General features: G+C 71.0%; 19 protein-coding genes. 5 read left to right on the top strand and 14 right to left on the bottom strand.

The genetic code is table 11. The features are described 5' to 3' along the window. Positions 1–9 precede the first annotated feature (9 nt). Together CA984_RS10635 and pseB are read right to left on the bottom strand one after the other, a co-directional pair. The gene (locus tag CA984_RS10635; RefSeq protein ID WP_086570772.1) at positions 10–1,134 is read right to left on the bottom strand and encodes a DegT/DnrJ/EryC1/StrS family aminotransferase; all 1,125 of its coding nucleotides are present in this window, start codon (positions 1,132–1,134) and stop codon (positions 10–12) included. Then, positions 1,134–2,159 carry a UDP-N-acetylglucosamine 4,6-dehydratase (inverting) gene (gene pseB, locus CA984_RS10640; RefSeq protein WP_242675863.1) on the bottom strand — a complete coding sequence of 342 codons (1,026 nt, stop codon included), beginning with the start codon at positions 2,157–2,159 and terminating at the stop codon, positions 1,134–1,136. The genes CA984_RS10635 and pseB overlap by 1 nt, the downstream gene beginning before the upstream one ends. 61 nt (positions 2,160–2,220) lie before the next feature. On the opposite strand from pseB, the gene CA984_RS10645 reads away from it, so the two are divergent. Both CA984_RS10645 and CA984_RS10650 read left to right on the top strand, forming a co-directional pair. Then, a complete protein-coding gene (locus CA984_RS10645; RefSeq protein WP_086570776.1) occupies positions 2,221–2,955 on the top strand; it encodes a cytidylyltransferase domain-containing protein in 735 nt (244 codons plus the stop codon). Further along, on the top strand, positions 2,952–4,151 hold the full coding sequence (locus CA984_RS10650; RefSeq protein WP_086570778.1) for a hypothetical protein: 1,200 nt from the start codon (positions 2,952–2,954) through the stop codon (positions 4,149–4,151). The genes CA984_RS10645 and CA984_RS10650 overlap by 4 nt, the downstream gene beginning before the upstream one ends. 243 nt (positions 4,152–4,394) lie before the next feature. Here the strand turns inward: CA984_RS10650 and CA984_RS10655 are convergent, their stop codons facing one another. The 8 genes from CA984_RS10655 to CA984_RS10690 form a co-directional block, all read right to left on the bottom strand. Next, a complete protein-coding gene (locus tag CA984_RS10655; RefSeq protein ID WP_086570780.1) occupies positions 4,395–4,883 on the bottom strand; it encodes a GNAT family N-acetyltransferase in 489 nt (162 codons plus the stop codon). A gap of 5 nt (positions 4,884–4,888) precedes the next feature. After that, entirely contained in the window at positions 4,889–5,938 is a 1,050-nt protein-coding gene (locus CA984_RS10660) for an HAD-IIIC family phosphatase (protein WP_086570782.1), read from the bottom strand. After that, positions 5,935–6,201 (bottom strand): acyl carrier protein, encoded by a 267-nt coding sequence (locus CA984_RS10665; RefSeq protein WP_086570784.1) that lies wholly within the window; start codon positions 6,199–6,201, stop codon positions 5,935–5,937. The genes CA984_RS10660 and CA984_RS10665 overlap by 4 nt, the downstream gene beginning before the upstream one ends. 190 nt (positions 6,202–6,391) lie before the next feature. Further along, entirely contained in the window at positions 6,392–6,781 is a 390-nt protein-coding gene (locus CA984_RS10670) for a YbaB/EbfC family nucleoid-associated protein (RefSeq protein ID WP_086570786.1), read from the bottom strand. Further along, positions 6,774–7,163 (bottom strand): YbaB/EbfC family nucleoid-associated protein, encoded by a 390-nt coding sequence (locus CA984_RS10675; RefSeq protein WP_108724556.1) that lies wholly within the window; start codon positions 7,161–7,163, stop codon positions 6,774–6,776. Before CA984_RS10675 ends, CA984_RS10670 begins: the two co-directional genes overlap by 8 nt. Beyond that, positions 7,163–8,071 (bottom strand): hypothetical protein, encoded by a 909-nt coding sequence (locus CA984_RS10680; RefSeq protein ID WP_133061615.1) that lies wholly within the window; start codon positions 8,069–8,071, stop codon positions 7,163–7,165. Before CA984_RS10680 ends, CA984_RS10675 begins: the two co-directional genes overlap by 1 nt. Positions 8,072–8,083: 12 nt before the next feature. Beyond that, positions 8,084–8,347, bottom strand: a complete 264-nt coding sequence (locus CA984_RS10685; RefSeq protein ID WP_086570791.1) for a hypothetical protein — start codon at positions 8,345–8,347, stop codon at positions 8,084–8,086. A 567-nt stretch (positions 8,348–8,914) separates the two neighbouring features. Beyond that, positions 8,915–11,194: a hypothetical protein gene (locus CA984_RS10690; RefSeq protein ID WP_086570793.1), complete on the bottom strand. Its 2,280-nt coding sequence runs from the start codon at positions 11,192–11,194 to the stop codon at positions 8,915–8,917. 305 nt (positions 11,195–11,499) lie between these two features. Between CA984_RS10690 and CA984_RS10695 the strand changes: the two genes are divergently transcribed. Further along, entirely contained in the window at positions 11,500–12,354 is an 855-nt protein-coding gene (locus CA984_RS10695; protein WP_242675864.1) for a polysaccharide deacetylase family protein, read from the top strand. On the opposite strand, the gene CA984_RS10700 is transcribed toward CA984_RS10695, so the two are convergent. Further along, positions 12,261–13,520 carry an acyltransferase family protein gene (locus CA984_RS10700; protein ID WP_242675865.1) on the bottom strand — a complete coding sequence of 420 codons (1,260 nt, stop codon included), beginning with the start codon at positions 13,518–13,520 and terminating at the stop codon, positions 12,261–12,263. The genes CA984_RS10695 and CA984_RS10700 overlap by 94 nt on opposite strands. Positions 13,521–13,796: 276 nt before the next feature. Between CA984_RS10700 and CA984_RS10705 the strand changes: the two genes are divergently transcribed. After that, complete coding sequence (locus tag CA984_RS10705; RefSeq protein ID WP_086570797.1) at positions 13,797–14,165, top strand: nuclear transport factor 2 family protein; 369 nt, start codon at positions 13,797–13,799, stop codon at positions 14,163–14,165. A 44-nt stretch (positions 14,166–14,209) separates the two neighbouring features. Beyond that, the gene (locus CA984_RS10710) at positions 14,210–14,617 is read left to right on the top strand and encodes a hypothetical protein (RefSeq protein WP_086570800.1); all 408 of its coding nucleotides are present in this window, start codon (positions 14,210–14,212) and stop codon (positions 14,615–14,617) included. Between the two features lie 60 nt (positions 14,618–14,677). Here the strand turns inward: CA984_RS10710 and guaA are convergent, their stop codons facing one another. The 3 genes from guaA to CA984_RS10725 form a co-directional block, all read right to left on the bottom strand. Then, the gene (gene guaA / locus CA984_RS10715) at positions 14,678–16,249 is read right to left on the bottom strand and encodes a glutamine-hydrolyzing GMP synthase (RefSeq protein ID WP_423229294.1); all 1,572 of its coding nucleotides are present in this window, start codon (positions 16,247–16,249) and stop codon (positions 14,678–14,680) included. Positions 16,250–16,475: 226 nt separating this feature from the next. Beyond that, positions 16,476–17,996, bottom strand: a complete 1,521-nt coding sequence (locus CA984_RS10720) for a DUF885 family protein (RefSeq protein ID WP_086570804.1) — start codon at positions 17,994–17,996, stop codon at positions 16,476–16,478. 176 nt (positions 17,997–18,172) lie between these two features. Beyond that, the gene (locus CA984_RS10725; RefSeq protein ID WP_086570806.1) at positions 18,173–19,564 is read right to left on the bottom strand and encodes a pyridoxal phosphate-dependent decarboxylase family protein; all 1,392 of its coding nucleotides are present in this window, start codon (positions 19,562–19,564) and stop codon (positions 18,173–18,175) included. Positions 19,565–19,624 lie beyond the last annotated feature (60 nt).

Consider the following 19,624-nt stretch of genomic DNA (forward strand, 5'->3'; position numbering starts at 1 on the left):
TTTCTCCGCTCAGCCGAGAATGGCGTGGAGAGCTTCGATGACCCGGTCCTGGTCCGAGTCGGTGAGGTCGGGGAACAGTGGCAGCGACAGTTGCCGCGCGTAGAACTCCTCGGCCACGGGGCACATGCCGCGCCGGTAGCCCATGTCCGCGAAGACGGGGTGCCGGTAGGCGGGCAGGTAGTTCACCTGGACCCCGATGCCCGCCTGTCGCATCCGCTCGTAGACCTCGCGCCGCCGCCCGTCGAGGACCCCCACGGCGTACAGGTGCCAGGCGGGGTCCACGTGGGGGCGCCGGGCGGGCAGCCGCAGGCCGGCCAGGCCGGAGAGGGCCTCGTTGTAGCGCGCGACGAGCCGGGCCCGGCGCGCCTTGAACTCGCCCAGCCGCCGCACCTGGCTGATGCCGAGGGCGCAGAGCACGTCGGGCAGGCGGTAGTTCAGTCCGAACGTGTGGACCTCCTGGTGCCAGTCGCCCTCACCCGGCTCGCGCTGCTCCTCCGGGTCCCTGACCAGCCCGTGGTTCCTGAATCGCCGGGCACGCCGGAGAAGCTCCTCGTCGGCCGTGGCGACGGCGCCGCCCTCGGCCGTCGTGATCGTCTTGGTCGGGAAGAAGGAGAAGGTCGTCAGGTCAGCGAGCGCGCCGACCGGCCGGCCGTGATAGCGCGACCCGACGGAATGGGCCGCGTCGCCTACGACCACGGCCCCGGCGCGCGAGGCGATCTCGCGCAGCGCGTCGTACTCGGCCGGGTGGCCGGCGTAGTCGACGGCGGCGACGGCCCGCGTGCGCGGACCGGTCACCGCCTCCGCGGCCGCCGGGTCGAGATTGGCGGTGTCCTGCTCCACGTCGGCGAAGACGACGCGGGCGCCGAGCATCGCGGCCGTGGCCGCGGTGGCGACGAAGGTGATCGGCGAGGTGACCACCTCGTCCCCCGGGCCGATCCCGGCCGCCGCGTAGGCTGTGTGCAACGCCGCGGTGCCCGAGGTCACGGACACGCACGGCACCCCGCCGGTCCAGGCCGCGAGCTCCGCCTCGAACGCGCCGACGGCCGGGCCGGTGGTCAGCCAGTCTCCGGTCAGGACGCCCAGGACGCCTTCGATGTCGCGCTCGTCGATCGACTGCCTGCCGTACGGAAGCATCAGACCCTCGCCGCGAGCAGCTCGCGGATGCCCTCGACCGACAGCCACTGGTCGTTGCCGTCGGAGCGGTAGGAGAACCCCTCGGGGACGTTCTGGCCGCCGGGCGGAGGGACGTAGCCCCAGGTCGCGATGGTGGGCTGGACCACGTAGCGGGTGGCGAGCCGGATCGTCCTGCGGCTGTCGTCGGCGGCGATCATCTCTTCGTGGAGCTTCTCCCCCGGGCGGATGCCGACCTCGTGCGTCGAGGCGCCCGGCGCGACGGCCTCGGCCAGGTCCATGATCCGCATGCTGGGGATGCGCGGGACGTAGAGCTCGCCGCCCTGCATCAGGTCGAAGGAGTCGACCACGAACCGGACGGCCTGGTCCAGGGTGATCCAGAAGCGGGTCATCCGCTTGTCGGTGATCGGCAGGCTCTTGTCCTCGGCCGCCAGTTTCTGGAAGTAGGGGATCACCGAGCCGCGGCTGCCCATCACGTTGCCGTACCTGACCACGGCGAACCGGGTCACATGGTGTGAAGCGTAGTGATTGGCCGACACCAGCAGTTTGTCCGCTACCAGCTTGGTCGCCCCATAAAGATTGATAGGGCTGGAGGCTTTGTCCGTGGAAAGCGCGATGACTTTCCGGACACCGCAGTCGATGGCCGCCTCGACGACATTCTGTGAACCGCTGACATTCGTCAGGACGTATTCGAACGGATTGTATTCGGCTGTGTCGACCTGCTTGAGCGCGGCCGCGTGCACCACGTGGTCGACGCCGTGCATGGCACGGGTCAGACGGCTACGATCGCGCACGTCGCCGATGAACCAGCGCAACCTGGAGTCGTCGGCGAACAGCTGCCTGACCTCGTACTGCTTGAGCTCGTCCCGCGAGAAGACGACGACCCGCCGCGGGTCGTGATGGTCGAGCACATGCCGGATAAAAGCCTTTCCGAACGACCCCGTCCCCCCGGTGACAAGGATCGACGCCCCTTCAAGCTCCCCCACGTGAGCCCCCCATACAAGACTTTCGTAACTTACAGTAGTCATTCAGTGACAAGCTCGTAGCTTAACGCAGGGTCATCGTCACTCAACCGAGTTAGGAAATGTTTTGGCCGTTCACATCGCCGGAGTCATTCAGGCCCGCATGGGCTCCACCCGCCTGCCGGGAAAGGTCCTGCGGACGCTGGGCGGGCGCACCGTCCTCGAACGGGTCGTGCGCGCCGTCCCGCGCGGCGTCCTCGACGACCTCGTGGTGGCCACCACCACCGAGCCCGCCGACGACGCCGTCGTCGCGGAGTGCGAGCGGCTCGGCGTCGCCTGGCACCGCGGCCCGGTGGACGACGTGCTGACCCGCTTCCTGGGCGTTCTCGACCGGCTGGAGTGCGACGCGGTCATGCGCCTCACCGCCGACTGCCCGCTGCTCGATCCGGAGATCATCGCGATGGCGGCGGGCATGTGGCGGGCCGCCCCCGGGCTCGACTACCTGAGCACCAGCCCGCAGCCCAGGACCCTGCCCAGGGGGCTGGACGTCGAGATCATCTCCGCCGGGGCGCTCCGGAGCCTCGACGGTACGGCCACCGGCCACCACCGCACCCACGTGACGTCGTACGTCTACACGCACGCGGAGCGTTTCCGGATCATCGGTCTCACGTTCCCGCCGGGCGACGCCGATCTGCGCGTCACACTCGACACCGTGGAGGACTGGGAGCTGATCAGGGCCGTCGTCGACCACTTCGGGGACGGCCCGGTGCCGCTGCGGACCCTGGTCGGCTGGCTGAGGGAACGGCCCGAGGTCGTGGCGCTCAACGCCGCGGTGGAGCAGAAGGCCCTGGAGCTGGCGTGAGACGCGTCGGCATCCGCTGCGACGCGGGCGTCGGCCGCGGCGTCGGCCACCTGATGCGCTGCCTGGCCCTGGCCGAGGAGCTGCGGGAACGGCGGCTGGAGGTCGTCGTCCTCGGCGACATGGGCGGGCTGGAGTGGGCCGCGGAGCAGCTGGCCCGGCGCGGCCTGAGGCTGCTCCCCGGGCCGGGCGACGCGGCGGCCATGGTCCGGGCCGCCCGCCGCCTCGCGCTCGACGCCGTGGTCGTCGACTCCTACGATCTCGACCCCCGCTGCCCGGGAGCGCTCCGCCGGGCCGGGATACGGGTGCTGGCCGTCGTCGACGACGACGACCGCGGCCAGGACGCCGACATCTATCTGGACCAGAACCTCGGCGCCGAGCGCCGCCCCGGCCGCACTCCCGCCGGATCGGTCCGGCTCGCCGGGGTGCGCTACGCCCTTCTCCGCGACGACGTACGGCGCCTGCGCCGACGGGGGCCGACGGAGCCCGGGCAACCGGACAGCGCGCTGACAGATCACCTGCGGCCGGATCGGCGACCGGTGAAGCCTCAGCCTCCGGACGGGGTGCTGCCGGCTCAGGGACCGGTGAAGCCTCAACAGCCGGACGGGCGACCGGTGGAGCCCCGGCAGCCGGACGGGGTGCTGCCGGCTCACCGGCAGCCGGGTCAGGGACCGGTGGAGCACGGACGGCCGCCTCGGGTGCTGTGCTTCTTCGGCGGCACCGACGCGGCCGGGGCGGCTCCCACCGTGGTGGGAGAGCTCATCGCGACGGGCGTGCCGTTCCTGGCGACGGCCGTCACCCCGCGAGAGCGGGCGCTGGACCATCTCCGACCGGCCGGCGGCCAGACGGTCCGCCGGATCCCCCCCACCGACGACCTTCCCCGGCTGATCGCGGCGGCGGACCTCGTCGTCACGGCGGCGGGGAGCAGCATGTGGGATCTCCTCTACCTGGGGAAGGCCGCCGCGCTCGTCTGGGTGGCGGCCAACCAGCGGCCGGGTTACGAGGAGGTGGTCTCGCGCGGGCTGGCCGCCGGGCTCGGCCACCTCGACGCCGTGGCCGGTACGGCCGGCCCCGCCCGCGCGTGCCTGCGGGACCTGCTCACCTCCGCGCGGGCCCGCGAGGAGCTCGGCGCGCGGGGGCCCGCGCTGGTCGACGGCGAGGGCAGGACGAGAGTCGCCGACGCCCTGCTCTCGCCGTGATCACCCCAGCCGCCGACGCCCTGCTCTCGCCGTGATCACCCCAGCCGCCGACGCCCTGCTCTCGCGGTGATCATCCCAGCCGCCGACGCCGGCTTCCCCCAGGGATCACCCCGGCCGCCGACGCCGGTTTCCCCCAGGGATCACCCCGGCCGCCGATGTCGCGTCCTCCCGTGATCCCCGATCGCCGATGCCCCACCCCAGGCCGTGGTCGCCCGGGGTGGCGGCACGGCGGCCGTCCCGTGATCATCTCGTCAGCTCCATGACGACGACGGGCTCCCGGACACCGCCCACCTCGCGCGTGTAGGTGCCCACCTCGGCGAACCCGTGGCGGCGGTGCAGGGTCCTGACCGCCTCGTTACGGGCCAGCACCTCGCCGCGCAGCGTGCCGATCCCCAGCTCGGTGAAGGCGTACGCGATGGCCTCGGCCTCGATCCGCATCCAGGCGGCCAGCAGCTCGCCCCGCTCGCCGAGCCCGTCGACGTCGAGGTAGAAACCCCATCCGGCCCGCCGCGCGCGGGCGTCGTGGTCGAAGAGGTTCACCACTCCGCTCGGCACGCCGCCGTGCTCGTAGACGAGGATCCGGCGCGTGCCGTCCGCCACCGTCGCCCGCCACCACCTGCGGTGTTCGACCTCGCCGATCTCGTGGTCGGTGAAGCTGACCCCCCGCACGCGCGGGTGGTTGCGCCACCGCCGGATCATCTCGCACTCGCGCTCGACCGCTCCCCTGAGCACGGCGGTCAGCCGGTCCGTACCGTGAGGTACGCGGGAGGGTCCTGGATGCGGTCGAGGTCGGACTCCAGGATCCGGAGCTCGCCCCGGGTCTCCACCTCCTGGAAACCCGCGAAGCGGTAGGTCACGAACATCACCCGGTTGCGGTCGTTGGGCAGGAACTCCGCCCGGAGCCGCACTCCGGCGTCCCGCGCCAGGCGCATGACGTGGTTCAGCAGGACCGTCCCGACGCCCCGGGACATCACCCGGCAGGACATCAGCAGGAGCTTGAGCGTCCAGATCTCGGCTCCGCGCTCGACGAGAGCGAGGCCGATCCTCCCGTAGGAGCCGAACCGGTCCTCAAGGCCGGCCACCAGCAGCAGGTGGTCGGGGGACCGCGTGAACGCGCGCAGCTCCTCGTAGGAGTAGGTGACGCCGGTGGAGTTGAGCTGGTTGGTCCGGACGCTGAGCTCCTCGGCACGCCGGAGGTCGGCCTCCGCCGCCGCGGAGATCGAGAAGGTCATGTCGAGGGTGGCCAGGAAGTCGTCGCTCGTCCCGCCGAACTCGCGCTCGGCGGCGTCCCTGAGCTCGGACCCCATGTACATGGAGCGCCGGTTGCGGGAGTCTTCGGTGACGAACCTCGGCATGAAGACCGGCATCTCCGGAATCCTCGCCACCTCGTCGGCGTCCAGGCAGAGCACCTGGGGATGGCTGAAGGCGACCTCCTCCCGCTCGAAGGGCTGGTCGTCGATGAGGGCCAGCGCGTCGATCCCGATGTTCAGGGACTTCGCGATGGCCGCCACGGACTCGGACTTGGAGTTCCAGCCGATCTGCGGAGCGAGGAAGTAGTCGCGCAGGCCGAACCGCTCCAGCTGCTCGATGGCGGCCGGGCCGTGGTTCCTGCTGGCGATCGACTGCAGGATTCCCCGCTCGTCGAGCACCCTGACGACCTCCGCGACCCCGGGCCGGAGCGTGACCTCCCCGTCCTCCAGGAGGACGCCGTCCCACAGGGTGTTGTCCAGGTCCCAGACGACGCACTTGATCGGGCCGGTCCCCCGCCCCTCGACGCCCGTGGTCATGCGGGCACCGCCCCCGTCTTCGGGCCGGCGGAGATCCGCCGGACCAGCGCGGCCATGGAGCGGACGCTGCGGAAGTTGTCCATGTGGAGCTCGTCGTTGGGCACCGTCACCGCGAAGGCCCGCTCGACGAACATCACGACCTCCATCGCGAACATCGAGTCGACGAACCCCAGGGCGAAGATGTCGTCGTCGTCGGTCCAGCTCCGGCCGGGGAAGCGAGGTTCGATGAACGCCCTGATCTGCGTGTCGATATGATCTTGCACCGATTTCGCCCTTTCGGTCACGGCAGGCAGCGGAGTAGCTCACAGTATCGTCGCGACAGCGTAGTGTAGCGGCACGATGCGTGAGGGTCCGTACGGCCATGCGCCTGCCGGGCCGGCCCGCGGTCACCGGCCCGTCGGACGCGCTCGGCTCGCGGAGCGCGACCGTGACGAGGTCCTACGTGACGAGGTCCTAACGGTCCGGGCCGCCGTCAGCCTCGAAGAAGCGTTTGGCGTCGCCGAACAGGTCTCCCAGGTCGACGCCCAGGTCGACGCCCAGGCCGCCCATCAGCGTGGCCCGCGACTCGCTCGCGGCCTGCTCGGCCTTGTGGACCGCCTCGACCAGCGCGTCGCCGAGCGTCACACCGTCATGCCGCCGCTTGCTCAGCTGGCTGATGTCGAGGGCCAGCAGGTTTCCCGAGGCGTCCACGGTCGCCGTGATCCCACCCCTGTCGGCCTTGCCGGTGAACTCCCGCGTGGCCCACTGCTCCGCAGCCGCGCCGGTCTCGGCCAGAGCCGCCGACCGCCGCTCCAGCCGTTCCAGCCGCTCCGTGAGCATCCGCAGCCTGGCCGTCTCATCCATGCCCGTCCTCCCGCAGAAACGCGTCGAAGTAACGCGCGAACGGATCGTCCTCCGGGGCGGGCCGCGGCCGGCCACCGTCCAGCCCGCCCAGGATCTCGTCCAGCCCTTCCCCCGCGGCCCGGCGCGCCGCTCCGACCGCGTCCAGCACGGCCTGGCTCAGCGCCACATGGTCGAGGTCGCGCATCGCCCGAGGGTCGATGCGCACGTGCAGAAGCCGCGACGAGCCCGTCACCGTGGCCACCACCCGGCCACTGCTGTCGGCGCCGGTCACCTTGCGCTCGTCCAGCTCCCGCATCCCGTCCGCGAACGTGCCGGCCATGCGCTCGACCTCGCGGAACAACCGCGGGAGGTCCTCTTCGTCGCCCGCGCCGATGTACGTCACTAGTTTTCCTTGGTGACGGGCACCCAGAGATTGGGGTCGTAGCCCACCGGCTTCAGATGCAGTTTGTTGTCACCCACGTTGAAGAGCCCTCGGAGTTCGAACATCTTGTGGCCGAGAGTCTCCAGCTTGAGGTCGAGTGACTTGAGCTTGCCGATGAACTCCTTCACCAGCCCCCAGAGCAGTTTGAGGAACCCGAAGGCGGCCGCCACCAGGAGGGCCTTACCGGGCAAAGTCCCGGAGAACGGCACGAGCGCCATGAGGATGGGGCCGTAACTCGTCACCAGATCGACGAGGCTGGTGTTGTAATCAACGATGTCCCAGGCCAGGGTGGTCAGGGTGCCGCTTATCTCAGTGGCGATGCGTCCGAGCTCGTCGAACATGCCGATCAGCTCGAATCTGAGATAGCGCTGGACCGTTTCGGACGCGTGCCCCATCCAGTACGGTGCGACCTCGCTGAAGTAAGTGATCCATACATCCCAGGCGCTGACCTTGAGATCTTCCAGCATCTCGTTCCATGTACTCCGGTCATCGAAGTACTTGGTGGGATCAGCCACGTGCATAAGGGCGGTGACGACCAGCGGAACGCCTATCACGGCGAGGCCGCCTATGGTCATCGCCCTGACGATTCTCTGGCTACCGGGTTTGAGCTGGTTCCACATTCTGTCGAATAAATTCGAATCCACCTTGACCTGGGCGGCCTTGGCCCGGCCGGCCGTGTCCCACTCAGCTTGCCGGTCCGCCATGGACCACTGAGCCCGCTGAGCGATCCTGGCCTTCTCAGCAAGCCTGGCCTCCTCAGCGAGCTCAGCGGTCCTGGCCTGCTCGGTGGCAGCCCGAAGCCGTTCTGCCCGCCTGTACAGGTGAGCGTTCTGGCCCCCGTGGGGCGGATTGCCCGAGGCATTCGACATCTAGGGCATCCTTCACAGTCTGATCTGATCGACGGCTTTTTCAGCGTTCCCGTGGGCGTCGTCGTACCTCTGTGCCACGTCCCTCAGCTTCGGCGCGTCGTCCCCGAGCACCTTCTGCAGGGTTCCCGCGGCTTCGACCCACTCCTCGATGAAGCCGTTGAGCCTTCTGAGCTGACGACCGGGGATGGGGGGGACGCCGAGCACCGGATTCCAGTGGTCGGCTGTGGCGGCCCTGATCTTGAGCTTGCCGATGTTCGCCTCGGCCTCGAGCATCACGTTGGCGAATGTGATGATCTTGTCGGTCCGCGCCTCGTAGCCGTCCTTGTCATCCAGGGCAGGCTCGGCGGGTCGGCCCGGGGTGTGAACGTAGTCTCCCTGCCCGGAGAAAAGAGGGCCGGGAGAGCGGCCCAGTCTGTCTTCCGGCAGGCACGGGCGGATCCGGCACGGGGGATCGTGCGGGCATGAGGACTGATCCGACGGGGAGGAGCTCGATGACGGACTGGACGTCCCGGGGTCACTCGGCGACAGACCTGCGGATGAGTCCGGATATGTCGGGCTTGAAGGGACGCCGTCGGACACTCGATACACCTTCCATGCGCTCGGCGGGTTGAACGACAGCCCTCAGCGCAGGCGGCCGGCCGGCGGAGGATGTGGCGTCCGGGAGGCACCGGGACGAGTGCCTTCTCGCCGCCGGTGCGATCGGCAATGATCAAGTCTCAATGTAGGGGATGGAGTTCATTGGCGTCCACGAAAGCACATTCGCCATATATGCGACACACAGCCCGTGAACTACCGACATGTCCCCGTGACCGGTCGCGTGACACCGCGCGGACGGCACGGCGCTCAGGAGACGATCGAGTAGACGGCGAACGGGCCCTCCGCGTGGCGGAGCCGGGCGAACTCTCCGAGGTCCGGCGCGGCCGGGAGGCGCCTCCCGTCGACCATCAGCCAGCGCACGCCGTAGCGTCGCGCGAGCAGGTCGACCGCCCGCGCGGTGGGGGCGGTGAAGACGGCGTCGTTGGCCGCCAGCAGCTCCGCGTCCCAGAACGGGACCGAGGCCGCGGGTTCCCGGTCGACGTCGGTCAGCGACGCCAGCGCCCGCGCCGTGTATCCCCAGCCCTCGACCAGGACCCGTCTCTCGGTATAGCCAGATATCCAGAAATGCCGGTTGTCACAGGAACCGGGGACGACGAACCGGCAGTGGGCGTTGGTCGCGACGACGTCGTCCGCGCCCGAGTGGTCCCGCAGCCAGCGCGCGACCGCCACCCCCTCCGCCGGAATCTCCATCGTCTGAACCGGGACCCTGTAGGTCAGGCCGGCGACCACGGACTGGGCCACCGAGGGCGCCGAGAGTCCCGCGAGCAGCAGGAGTACGGCAGCCCGCCGCCACCGAAGCCGCCAGAGCAGGCAGAGCGCGGCGCCCACGACCGCGCACGGCACGATCACGGGCAGCACGAAGACAGTGACGAGAGCGGGACCGCCGAGCGCCGCCAGATCGGGCGGAGACTCCGGCCGCACCGCGGCGACCAGCAGTGCCACCGCGCCTCCGACCGCACCGCAGACGCACACCACCCGGACGCGCGACCGCCGGGGGACGGCCGCCAGGGCGGCCAGGATGCCGGCCGCGGCGGCGATCGACAGGTACGGCCTGGCCGCGGCGAGGAAGTACATCTGGCTCATGCCCGGGTGCCCGAGCACGGTCACCGCGGCGACGCCGCCCAGCCCGATCCCCAGGAACAGCGTCAGCGCCCGGTCCGGCCCGGAGCCGGGAGCGGCCCGGCCCCCGAAGGCTCCCGCCCAGAGGGCCGCCCACCCCAGAAGGAAGACCAGGGAGAGCACCACGGGCGCGAACTGGAGATCGCCGCCGCCACTGCCGGGGACGGACCGCATGACGAACCTGACGGCCGTGGAGAACGGCGAGACCCGCAGCCCCTGCGAGGCCCCGCCGAAGAGGACGAGCTGCGCGAACGCCAGCGTCACGAGGGTGAGGAGGCCGAGCGCCACCAGGGTGCGGTCCAGCCGCCTGGACCGCGTCCACTCCACCGCGGCGAGCAGGCAGAGACCGGCGGCCAGCAACGGGAGATAGGTGGCCTTCGCCCCCGCCAGCGCGGCGAGCAGCACGACCACCGGCACGAAGATCGATCTGCCCGGCGCCCGCCGTCCCAGCAGGGCGACCACCGGCAGGGTGAAAGCCGCGAAGAGCGCGGCTCCGAACGTCTGGGTGGGGCTCAGCCACGCCAGGGAGACGGTCGGCGGGCCTCCCGGGAAGTCCGTCCCCGTCCAGGGGTAGGGATCGAGCGGGCCGGCGAAGTAGGTGATGAGCAGCCCCAGGACGCCGGCCCGCCACGTCCCGGTGATCATGAAGGCCACGGCCGGGATGAGCACGACGGAGATCGCGATCATCGGAAGGACCGCGAGGCGGTACAGGAGCGTCTGGGCCTCGATCCCGGTCGCCCAGCTCGTGGCCGCCATGTCGGCGTAGACGAACCAGTGGTAGGAAAGCGGCTCGCCCAGCACGTGGGGGGTGGTCGGCGGCAGATGGTTGCGCAGCTCGCCGACGAGCCCCAGATGGAAGGGCATGTCGACGTACGGGTTCCCGTTCTCAGGCCATCGCAGGCCGTGGCCGCCGAAGAAGGTGAGGCCGCTGGAGACGACGAGGAAGCAGAAAACCGCGGCCATGGCGGCGGCGGGACGGACGGGGATCCGCAGCTCGGTCGCGGTCCGCCAGTGGCGGCGCAGGCGGGGGTGGGCGAGGAAGACCGCGATCACGGCCGGCGGGCCGAGCAGGATCAGTCCGGGATGGCCCACGGCGCGGGCCACCAGGTAGAGCAGGATCTCCAGCGCGTATCCCAGCGCCGTGCCCGCGGCGAGGTCGACGGCCGGCGGGGACGGCAGCCGGGCGAGAGCACGCCAGAGCAGGGTCCCGGGGAGGGTGAGGCCGAACGCCACGTAGACCGCGAAGAGCCCGATCGTCGCCGGCGGGGTGCCGTAGGCCAGCAACGTGCCGACGGTCACCGCCGCGGCGGCCGTACCCGGGACCACGGCGAGCAGCCGTGACCGTCGCCGCGGTCCCGGCGCCGCCTCACCGTGCTCCGCGCCCGCGGCCAGTGTCGCCGTATCCATGGATTCACCCGTCCCTCATGCACGACCCCGCGGACTCAGGTGGTGCGCGACCCGGATACGATGATCTTTCCGGGGATGGACCGGGCCCCCGCGATTCGCCTCCCGCACACCGTGCTCTTGCCGAGCTTTTAACGGTGTACGCAGGACGGCTCTCCCTGAGTGCGGGCTGGCAGAAGCCTGAACGTCGGCTGGCAGACGAGCGATCGCCCCACATTCAGGCAAAGTGTCCGGATAGGATGCTTTTTTCTGTCCCGCCCGCATCTCTCGTAACACCCGGAGCTCCCCTCATGAAGTCTCCTGCTCGAATGCTGCTGGCCGTCCCCTGCGCGCTGGCCTTGGTGGCCGCGCCGACCACCGCCTGGAGCGCGGACCAGCCCAAGCCCACTTCCACGGCCAAGCCCACCAGCACGGCCAAGACCACCACGGCCAAGACGACGGACAAGGCCAAGTCCGCCGCCAAGGTCGCGCCGGTGGACTGCGTGAAGGTCAAGTGCATCGCGCTGACCTTCGACGACGGTCCCGGCAAGTACGCCGACAAACTGCTCGACACCTTCAAGAAGTACAAGGCCAAGGGCACGTTCTTCCTTGAGGGCCAGTACGTGAAGTCCCGCCCGGCCTTCGCCAAGCGGATGGCCGCCGAGGGCCACGACCTCGGCAACCACAGCTACACCCACCCGCACCTGCGGGAGGTCTCCGAGGACAAGATCCGCGAGGAGCTGACCAAGACCCAGGACATCGTCAAGCAGGTCACCGGCAAGTCGCCGACCATGATCCGCCCGCCGTACGGCGAGATGGACGACCGGGTCAAGGCGATCGCGGCGGAGATGGGCATGCCGATCGTGCTGTGGAACGGCGGCTCACGTGACTGGGCGACCAAGAACGAGAAGGCCATCTACGACGAGGTGCTCAAGAACGCCAAGCGTGACGGCGTCATCCTCATGCACGACTGGGTCGAGCAGACCGTCAAGGTGATGCCCAAGCTGCTGACCGCGCTGCAGAAGCAGGGCTACCACGTCGTCGCGGTCTCCTCCCTGCGCGGCGTGAAGGACCTCAAGGCCGCCGACATCTACCCGGTCGGCAGCGAGAAGGACGAGGACTTGACGGGTGACACGCCCGCCGAGGGCGCCGAGAGCGCGGAGTCGCCCGCCGACGGCCAGTGAGCCACCCGCCTGCCCAGCCGCTGCATCGGCAGCTCGACGTAGCGGTAGGTCAGCCAGCTCAGGCCGACCACCGCCGCGACGAAGCCCGCCGACAGTGACACCTGCACCACCGGCTGCATGGACCGGACGTCTCCCAGGAGGGAGTTCGCCAGCCTCAGCAGCGGGTGGTGCAGCAGGTAGAGCGAGTAGCTGATCAGGCCGAGCCGGACGAGGAAGCCTGGCAGGCGCCGGTGGCGCAGGGCCATCGCGCCCGCGAACGTCGCCCCCGCGAGCGCCATCGTGGTGAACCACACGCCCGGCTGCACCCACCACCACCCGGCCTGGCCCGACCACACCGGGGCCAGGGCCACCAGAACGGTCGCCACGGCCACCGGCCGGAGCCCGCCCGTGCCCTGCTCCCACCGGCGGACGGCGGTCCCGATGAACATCACCGCGAGGATCGCCGCCCCGAGCCACGGTACGAAGCTGCCGAAGATCAGCAACACCACGGACATCCCGCCGAGGACGTAGGCGGCCGCGGTCCGGAACCTGCCGCTGATCAGGCACACCATGCCGACGAGGAAGAGCACGCCGGACACGTAGGCGGGCCAGGGGCCCTTGAGCAGCGGCGCGGACAGCACCAGCCCGGCGACGACCGCCACCGCGCCGAACCCCACCGCGAAGGTCCCGCTCCGGTGGTGCAGGCCGCGGACGAACAGCGCGGTGACCAGCAGGTAGAAGACCATCTCGTAGGAGAGCGTCCACATGGTGTCGGCCAGCCCGCCCAGGTGGACCACGTCCAGCAACATCGTGACGTGCGCGGACACGGCCGACAGGTCACGGGGGACCTGCTCGCGGACCGGCGTCCAGAAGGCCATGAGCAGGACGGAGGCCGCGACCAGCAGGTAGATCGGGTAGAGCCGGAAGACCCTGCTGATCCAGAAGGCGCGGACGTCGCCGCGCCTCTCCAGCGAGACCGGGATGATGTAGCCGCTGACCAGGAAGAAGACCAGGACGCCGTACATACCGAGGTTGAACCAGTACGGCCGGAGGGCGGGCATGAACCAGGGCAGCAGATGTTCCAGCAGCACCGCGACGGCACCGAGTCCGCGCAGGGCGTCCAGCCAGGCCAGCCGGCTGGCTGGAGTGGCCGTGGAAGATCCGGCATCGATGACTGTCGGGGGCACCCGCCCCAACTTACCTGGACAGACATAGTGAAACCGGCCTAACGACCATCTATCCCGATACGGACACTCTTCCCACCGCGCAGTGGACAGACCACAATTCCGGCGATCACGCGCGGAGTCCCCCTGCGGCGGCGACCGGCGGTGAGGACCGGAGCGCCCCAAGCCGACCTATAGCGGGTCCCAGAAGTACCGGTGGATGACTGATTCCCCGGCCCGCCGATCTCCGTAACTTTATGACCTGCAGGAACAACCGCAGGAAACAAGGAGACGAGCGACATGAACGACACCGCCAAGCTGGTCGAGCGCTACCTGGCCACCTGGAACATCACCGACGCCGCCGAGCGGCGTGCGGAGATCGACGCCATCTGGGCCGAGGACGCCCGCTATGTCGACCCCCTGGCCGACGCCACGGGCCGCGACGCGATCGACGCCACCATCGCCGCCGTCCAGCAGCAGTTCCCCGGCCTGGTGTTCACCCCGGGCGGCGAGGTCGACGCCCACCACAACCTGGCCCGCTTCACCTGGAACCTCGGCCCCGAGGGCGGCGAGGCCATCGTGGTCGGCTTCGACGTCGCGGTCCTGACCGAGGACGGCCGCATCCAGACCGTCCACGGCTTCCTCGACCAGGTCCCCGCCGCCCTCTGAGGGCCGGCCGTACCCCGTCCGCCCGTCCGGAAAGGCTTTTCGAGATGACCGCCGTCGCCGCCGTCCCCACCACCGACCCCTACCGGCTCGTGCGTCTGGCCCTGCGCCTGGACGCCGTCGTCACCGCCGTCAACGGCCTCGCTTACCTCGCCCTGACCGCTCCGATCAACGACCTGCTCGGGCTGCCGGCCGGCCTCCAGTACGGCATCGGCGCGTTCCTCACCGTGTACGGCGTCGCGGTCTGGCTGATCGCACGGCCTGCCGCGGTCAACCGGACCGCCGTCGTGGCGGCGGTCGCCCTCAACGCCCTGTGGACCGTGGTCAGCGTCGCCGAACTGGCGGCCGGCGGCTTGGAGGTCACCACTCTCGGCGCCGTCTGGGTCGTCATGCAGGCGGCCGTCGTCGGCGGGTTCGCCGCCCTGCAGTGGCTCGGCCTCCGCAAGGCCGGGTGAGGACGGAGAACGGCGCGGCCCCCGGGGATCGATCCCCGGGGGCCGCGCCGTCGGTCCTGCCTACTCCCACTCGATGGTGCCCGGGGGCTTGCTGGTCACGTCGAGCACCACGCGGTTGACCTCACGGACCTCGTTGGTGATCCGGGTGGAGATGCGGGCGAGCACGTCGTAGGGGACGCGGGACCAGTCGGCGGTCATGGCGTCCTCGCTGGAGACCGGGCGCAGGACGATCGGGTGGCCGTAGGTGCGGCCGTCGCCCTGGACGCCCACCGAGCGGACGTCGGCGAGCAGGACGACCGGGCACTGCCAGATGTCCCGGTCGAGACCGGCGCGGGAGAGCTCCTCACGGGCGATGGCGTCGGCCTCGCGGAGGATCTCCAGGCGGTCGTGGGTGACCGCGCCGACGATGCGGATGCCCAGGCCGGGACCGGGGAACGGCTGGCGCCAGACCATCGCGGCCGGCAGGCCGAGCTCCTCGCCCGCGCGGCGGACCTCGTCCTTGAACAGCGCGCGCAACGGCTCGACCAGGGAGAACCGCAGGTCGTCGGGGAGGCCGCCGACGTTGTGGTGCGACTTGATGTTGGCGGTGCCGGTGCCGCCGCCGGACTCGACCACGTCGGGGTAGAGCGTGCCCTGGACGAGGAAGTCGACCGGGCCGTCGGCGATGATGGCGCGCTGCTCGTCCTCGAAGACCCGGATGAACTCGCGGCCGATGATCTTACGCTTCTCCTCCGGGTCGGTGACCCCGTCGAGCGCCTTGAGGAAGCGCTCCTGGGCGTCCACCACGCGGAGCCGGACGCCGGTGACGGCGACGAAGTCACGCTCGACCTGCTCGGCCTCGCCCTTGCGCAGCAGCCCATGGTCGACGAACACGCAGGTCAGACGGTCACCGATGGCGCGCTGCACCATGGCGGCGGCGACCGCCGAGTCCACGCCGCCGGAGAGGGCGCAGATGGCGCGGCCCTCCGGGCCGATCTGGGCGCGGACCGCCTCGACGGCGTCCTCGACGATGTTGAGCATCGTCCAGGAGGGGCGGCAGCCCGCCGCGTCGAGGAAGTGCTTCAGCACGGTCTGGCCGTGCTCGGAGTGGAGGACCTCGGGGTGGAACTGCACGCCGTACAGGCCCTTGCCGGGGTGCTCGAAGGCGGCGACCGGCGTCTCGGAGGTCGCGGCGGTGACGAGGAAGTCCTCGGGGGCGGCGGCGACGCTGTCGCCGTGGGACATCCAGACCGACTGCTGGGCGGGCAGCCCCGAGAACAGGACGCCCTCCTGGGTCACCTCCAGCTGGGTCCCGCCGTACTCCGCGATGCCGGTCCTGGCCACCTGACCGCCGAGGGCCTGGGCCATGACCTGGAAGCCGTAGCAGATCCCGAAGGTCGGGACCCCGGTCTCGAACAGGCCGGCGGGCGCGGCCGGGGCGCCTTCGGCGTAGACCGACGAGGGGCCGCCGGACAGGATGATGGCCTTGGGCTTCCTGGCCAGCATCTCCTCCACCGGCATCGTCGACGGGACGATCTCGGAGTAGACGTGGCATTCACGCACCCGTCGCGCGATCAGCTGCGCGTACTGCGCACCGAAGTCGACGACCAGGACCGTGTCGAACTCAGACACCAAGACCCCCAAAGGAAACACAGCGGTGTATCCAGTCTATCTGCGCCTGTCAGCATCGTTACTCGTAGGTGCGAAACGTGGGCGAAACACCCGATCCGTCCCCCGCCCCGGGAGGCCTCGGCCGTACGGTTCCCGATGAGCGACGAGGTGTCCTCATCGCCGTGGGCCCACCCGGTCGGCGGAGGGGCGACGGCCGCCGGCCGTCGCCCCTCCCACCGTGACACCCCGTCCGGACCGGCGAGTACGGCTAGGCCCGGAGCGCGTGGCCGAGCAGGCCCAGGGGCGGGGAGCCGAGGTCGAGCATGGCCGTGTGGAAGCGCTTGAGGGTGAATCCGGCGCCCCACTCGGCCCTGGCCCGCTCGCGCAGGTCGAGGATCTCCAGCTTGCCCCAGGTGTAGCGGCCGTAGGTCGGGTCGAAGGTGGCCCGCGCCGCCTCCGACAGGGCCGCGGGGCCGGCGATGTGGGTGTCGGCCTCGAAGCGCCGGGCTCCCTCCTCAACGGTCATCGTCCCGGTGTGCACGCCGATGGCGCAGGCCAGGCGGGTCACCCGGATCAACGCCTCCAGCCACACGCCGATCTCGAAGCGCGGGTCGTCGGGCGCGAAGCCCTCCTCGACGCAGAGCTCCTCGGCGTAGTGCGCCCACCCCTCGGCGAACGCCATGGACATCAGCGTCCGCCGCACGTCGGAGGGGGCGTGGCGGAGGGCGCGGCCGTGGGAGAAGTGCCCGGGGGCGACCTCGTGCACGTTGATCGCGGGCAGGGTGGTCTCGCTGAAGACCTCCAGCCACTCCTCGATGTCGCGCTCCGGCCAGGAGGGATCGGGCGGGGTGATGTGATACCAGGACGGGCCGTCGGGCTCGCCGGGCGCCGACCAGCTCATCATCGCCATGGCCCACCGCCGCGACTCCGGCGCGAGACCGACCAGGCACTCGCCGTCGTGGTAGGGCACCAGGTCCTTCTCCCGGGTGAAGGCGATCGCCCTCTCGGTGCCGGTCCTGGCGGCGTCGATCACGCCGTCGATGCCGGGGTGCTGCCTGACCAGCTCGCGCGAGACCTCCAGCGGCGACCGGCCGGCCGAGCCCAGCCTGGCGCAGGCCTCGGTCAGCCGGGCCATGAGCCGGTCGCGTTCGGCGTCGGCCCGCTCGGCGAGCCGGCCCAGATCCACCGTGAGGCCCTCGCCCGCGCTCATCAACCGGGTCAGCCCTCCGGCGCCGAGGGCCGCCTCCGGGTCGCCGGTGCGCGCGGCCTCCTCGACGTGCTCCACCAGGCGGGCGTGGGCCTTGAGCGCCGCCTCGCGCACGGACTCCTCCGCGTCCGCCGGAACCCCGGCCGCCAGGCCGCGCACGGCTCCGAGCAGCGCGCTCGCGACGGGGGCGCTGAGGCGGTCGAGCGAGGCGATCGCGTTCTCCACGGCCTCCGGCCACCGGGCGAGATGGGCGTGCTTGGCGGCGGCCCGCTCGGCCTCGGGGGCGTAGTCACGGTCGTAGGTGGCGAGGTCGAGGTTGTTCGCGTGTTCGAGCGGGCTGCCGCGGTGCAGCTCCAGCTCGCCGAACCGGACCCGGGTGGCCTCCTCGAAGATCTGCAGGTGCGCCGCGTCGTAGGGGTCGGCGGGCGGCGTCCCCCCGCCCAGTGCGGCCAGTCCCGCGCGCACGCCCTCGGGCGAGAGGTCCTGGATCCGGCCGTCGTACTCGTGCCGTCCGGCCATCTCCCGGACATCGGCGACGGCCAGGTCACACACCGCGCGGAGGCGGCTGTCGAGTTCGGTCATGACCGCGACGCTATATCAGGACACGTCCGGGTGATCGGACCGGACGTGTCCCGGCGGAACGGCCCTTCCGGGCCGCCGCCGACCCCGGAGCCTCACGGGTCCCCTCGACGTCCTCAACCCCGGCCCGGCATCGGGACCCGCCGTTCTCACGGACTCCCCGGCCCGGGGTGGACCCGTCACCCGCCGGGGCCGCGCTCCTGCTCGCCGATCCGGTCGAGCAGCGCCTCCAGCGTCTTGTCGTCCGTGGCGGGGGCCATCACGGTGACCCGCAGGTGACGGACGCCGCCGATCTCGGCCGAGGTGAGCTGGAACGCGCCGTCCGCCATCAGCCGCTCGCGGATCTCCGCCTGGTCGGCGCCGCCGTACCGGAAGCAGACGATGTTGCTCTCCGGCTCGTAGGGGCACTCGAAGCCGGGCCGCTCCCGGGCCAGCTCCCAGAAGCGGCGCGCCGTGGCGTACTGCCGCGCGACGTGGTCGCCCAGCCCCCGCTCGCCCCGCCAGGCCAGGTTGAGGAAGACCTTCAGGCCCAGCTCGGCCTTGCTGCACTCCACGGTCCTGCCGATCAGGTCGAAGCCCTGGTCGCCGTAGAACAGGTAGCTCGCCCGCTGCTGGAAGGCCGCGTCCAGGTCGCCCTCCCTCCTGGTCAGGACCGCCGCCGCCAGGCTGGAGGTACGCAGCATCTTGTGCGCGTCCCAGATCAGGGAGTCGGCGAGCTCGATCCCGTCGAGCAGGTGCCGGTGCTCCTCGGCGAGCAGCGCCGACGCCCCGTGGGCGCCGTCCACGTGGAACCAGACGCCGTTGGCGGCACAGAACTCGCCGATGCCGCGCAGGTCGTCGTAGAGGCCGGTCCCCGTCGAGCAGGCACTGGCCACCAGGGCCATCGGCCGCCGTCCCGCCCGCCGTACCCGGCCCAGGGCCTCGGGCAGGCGCGCCACGTCGATCCTGCCCAGCCCGTCCACGTCCAGCGGCACGACGGCCCGCTCCCCCAGCCCCAGGATCGCGGCGGCGCGGGTGAGCGAGTAGTGCGCCGAGGCGGGGGCGAGCAGGGCGAGGTCGGCGGGGACCCCGTCGGTCCACGCCTCCGGCGCGACCGCCGCGCGCGCGGCCAGCAGCGCGGTGAGGTTGGCCAGCGAACCCCCGTGGGTGAGCACCCCTCCGCCGGTCTCCCCGAACCCCACCTTGCCCAGCATCCAGCGCAGGACCTCGAACTCGACCGTGGCCGCCGAGGCGCCCATCTCGTAGACCGCCATCGGGTTGTTGGTCGCGCCGTGGACGAAGTCGGCGAGCGCGGCGGGGAAGTCGGGGGCGGCGATCTGGTGGCCGAGGTAGGCGGGGTGGTGCAGCCGGGTCCCCTCGTCCAGGTAGGCCGCCAGGAACTCCGCGTAGCTGTCCGGCGTCATCCCGCCCTCGCGGATCCACCGCACGAGCCCGAGCCGTTCGGCCACCTCCCGCGGCGGTCGGCCGCGGATGACGGGCGGCAGGCCCCGCTGGCTCTCGTCCACGTAGGCGGCCAGCCCGTCGGCGGTCACCGCGGCGGCGCGTGCGAACTCTTCAACATTCCAGATCACACCGGGATACTGGTCGAATCCACGACATATCGCCAGTTACACCGACGTCCCGCGCTACGT

The organism is Streptosporangium minutum (genome assembly GCF_002149035.1).
In the GTDB taxonomy this organism is placed as follows: Bacteria; Actinomycetota; Actinomycetes; order Streptosporangiales; family Streptosporangiaceae; genus Streptosporangium; species Streptosporangium minutum.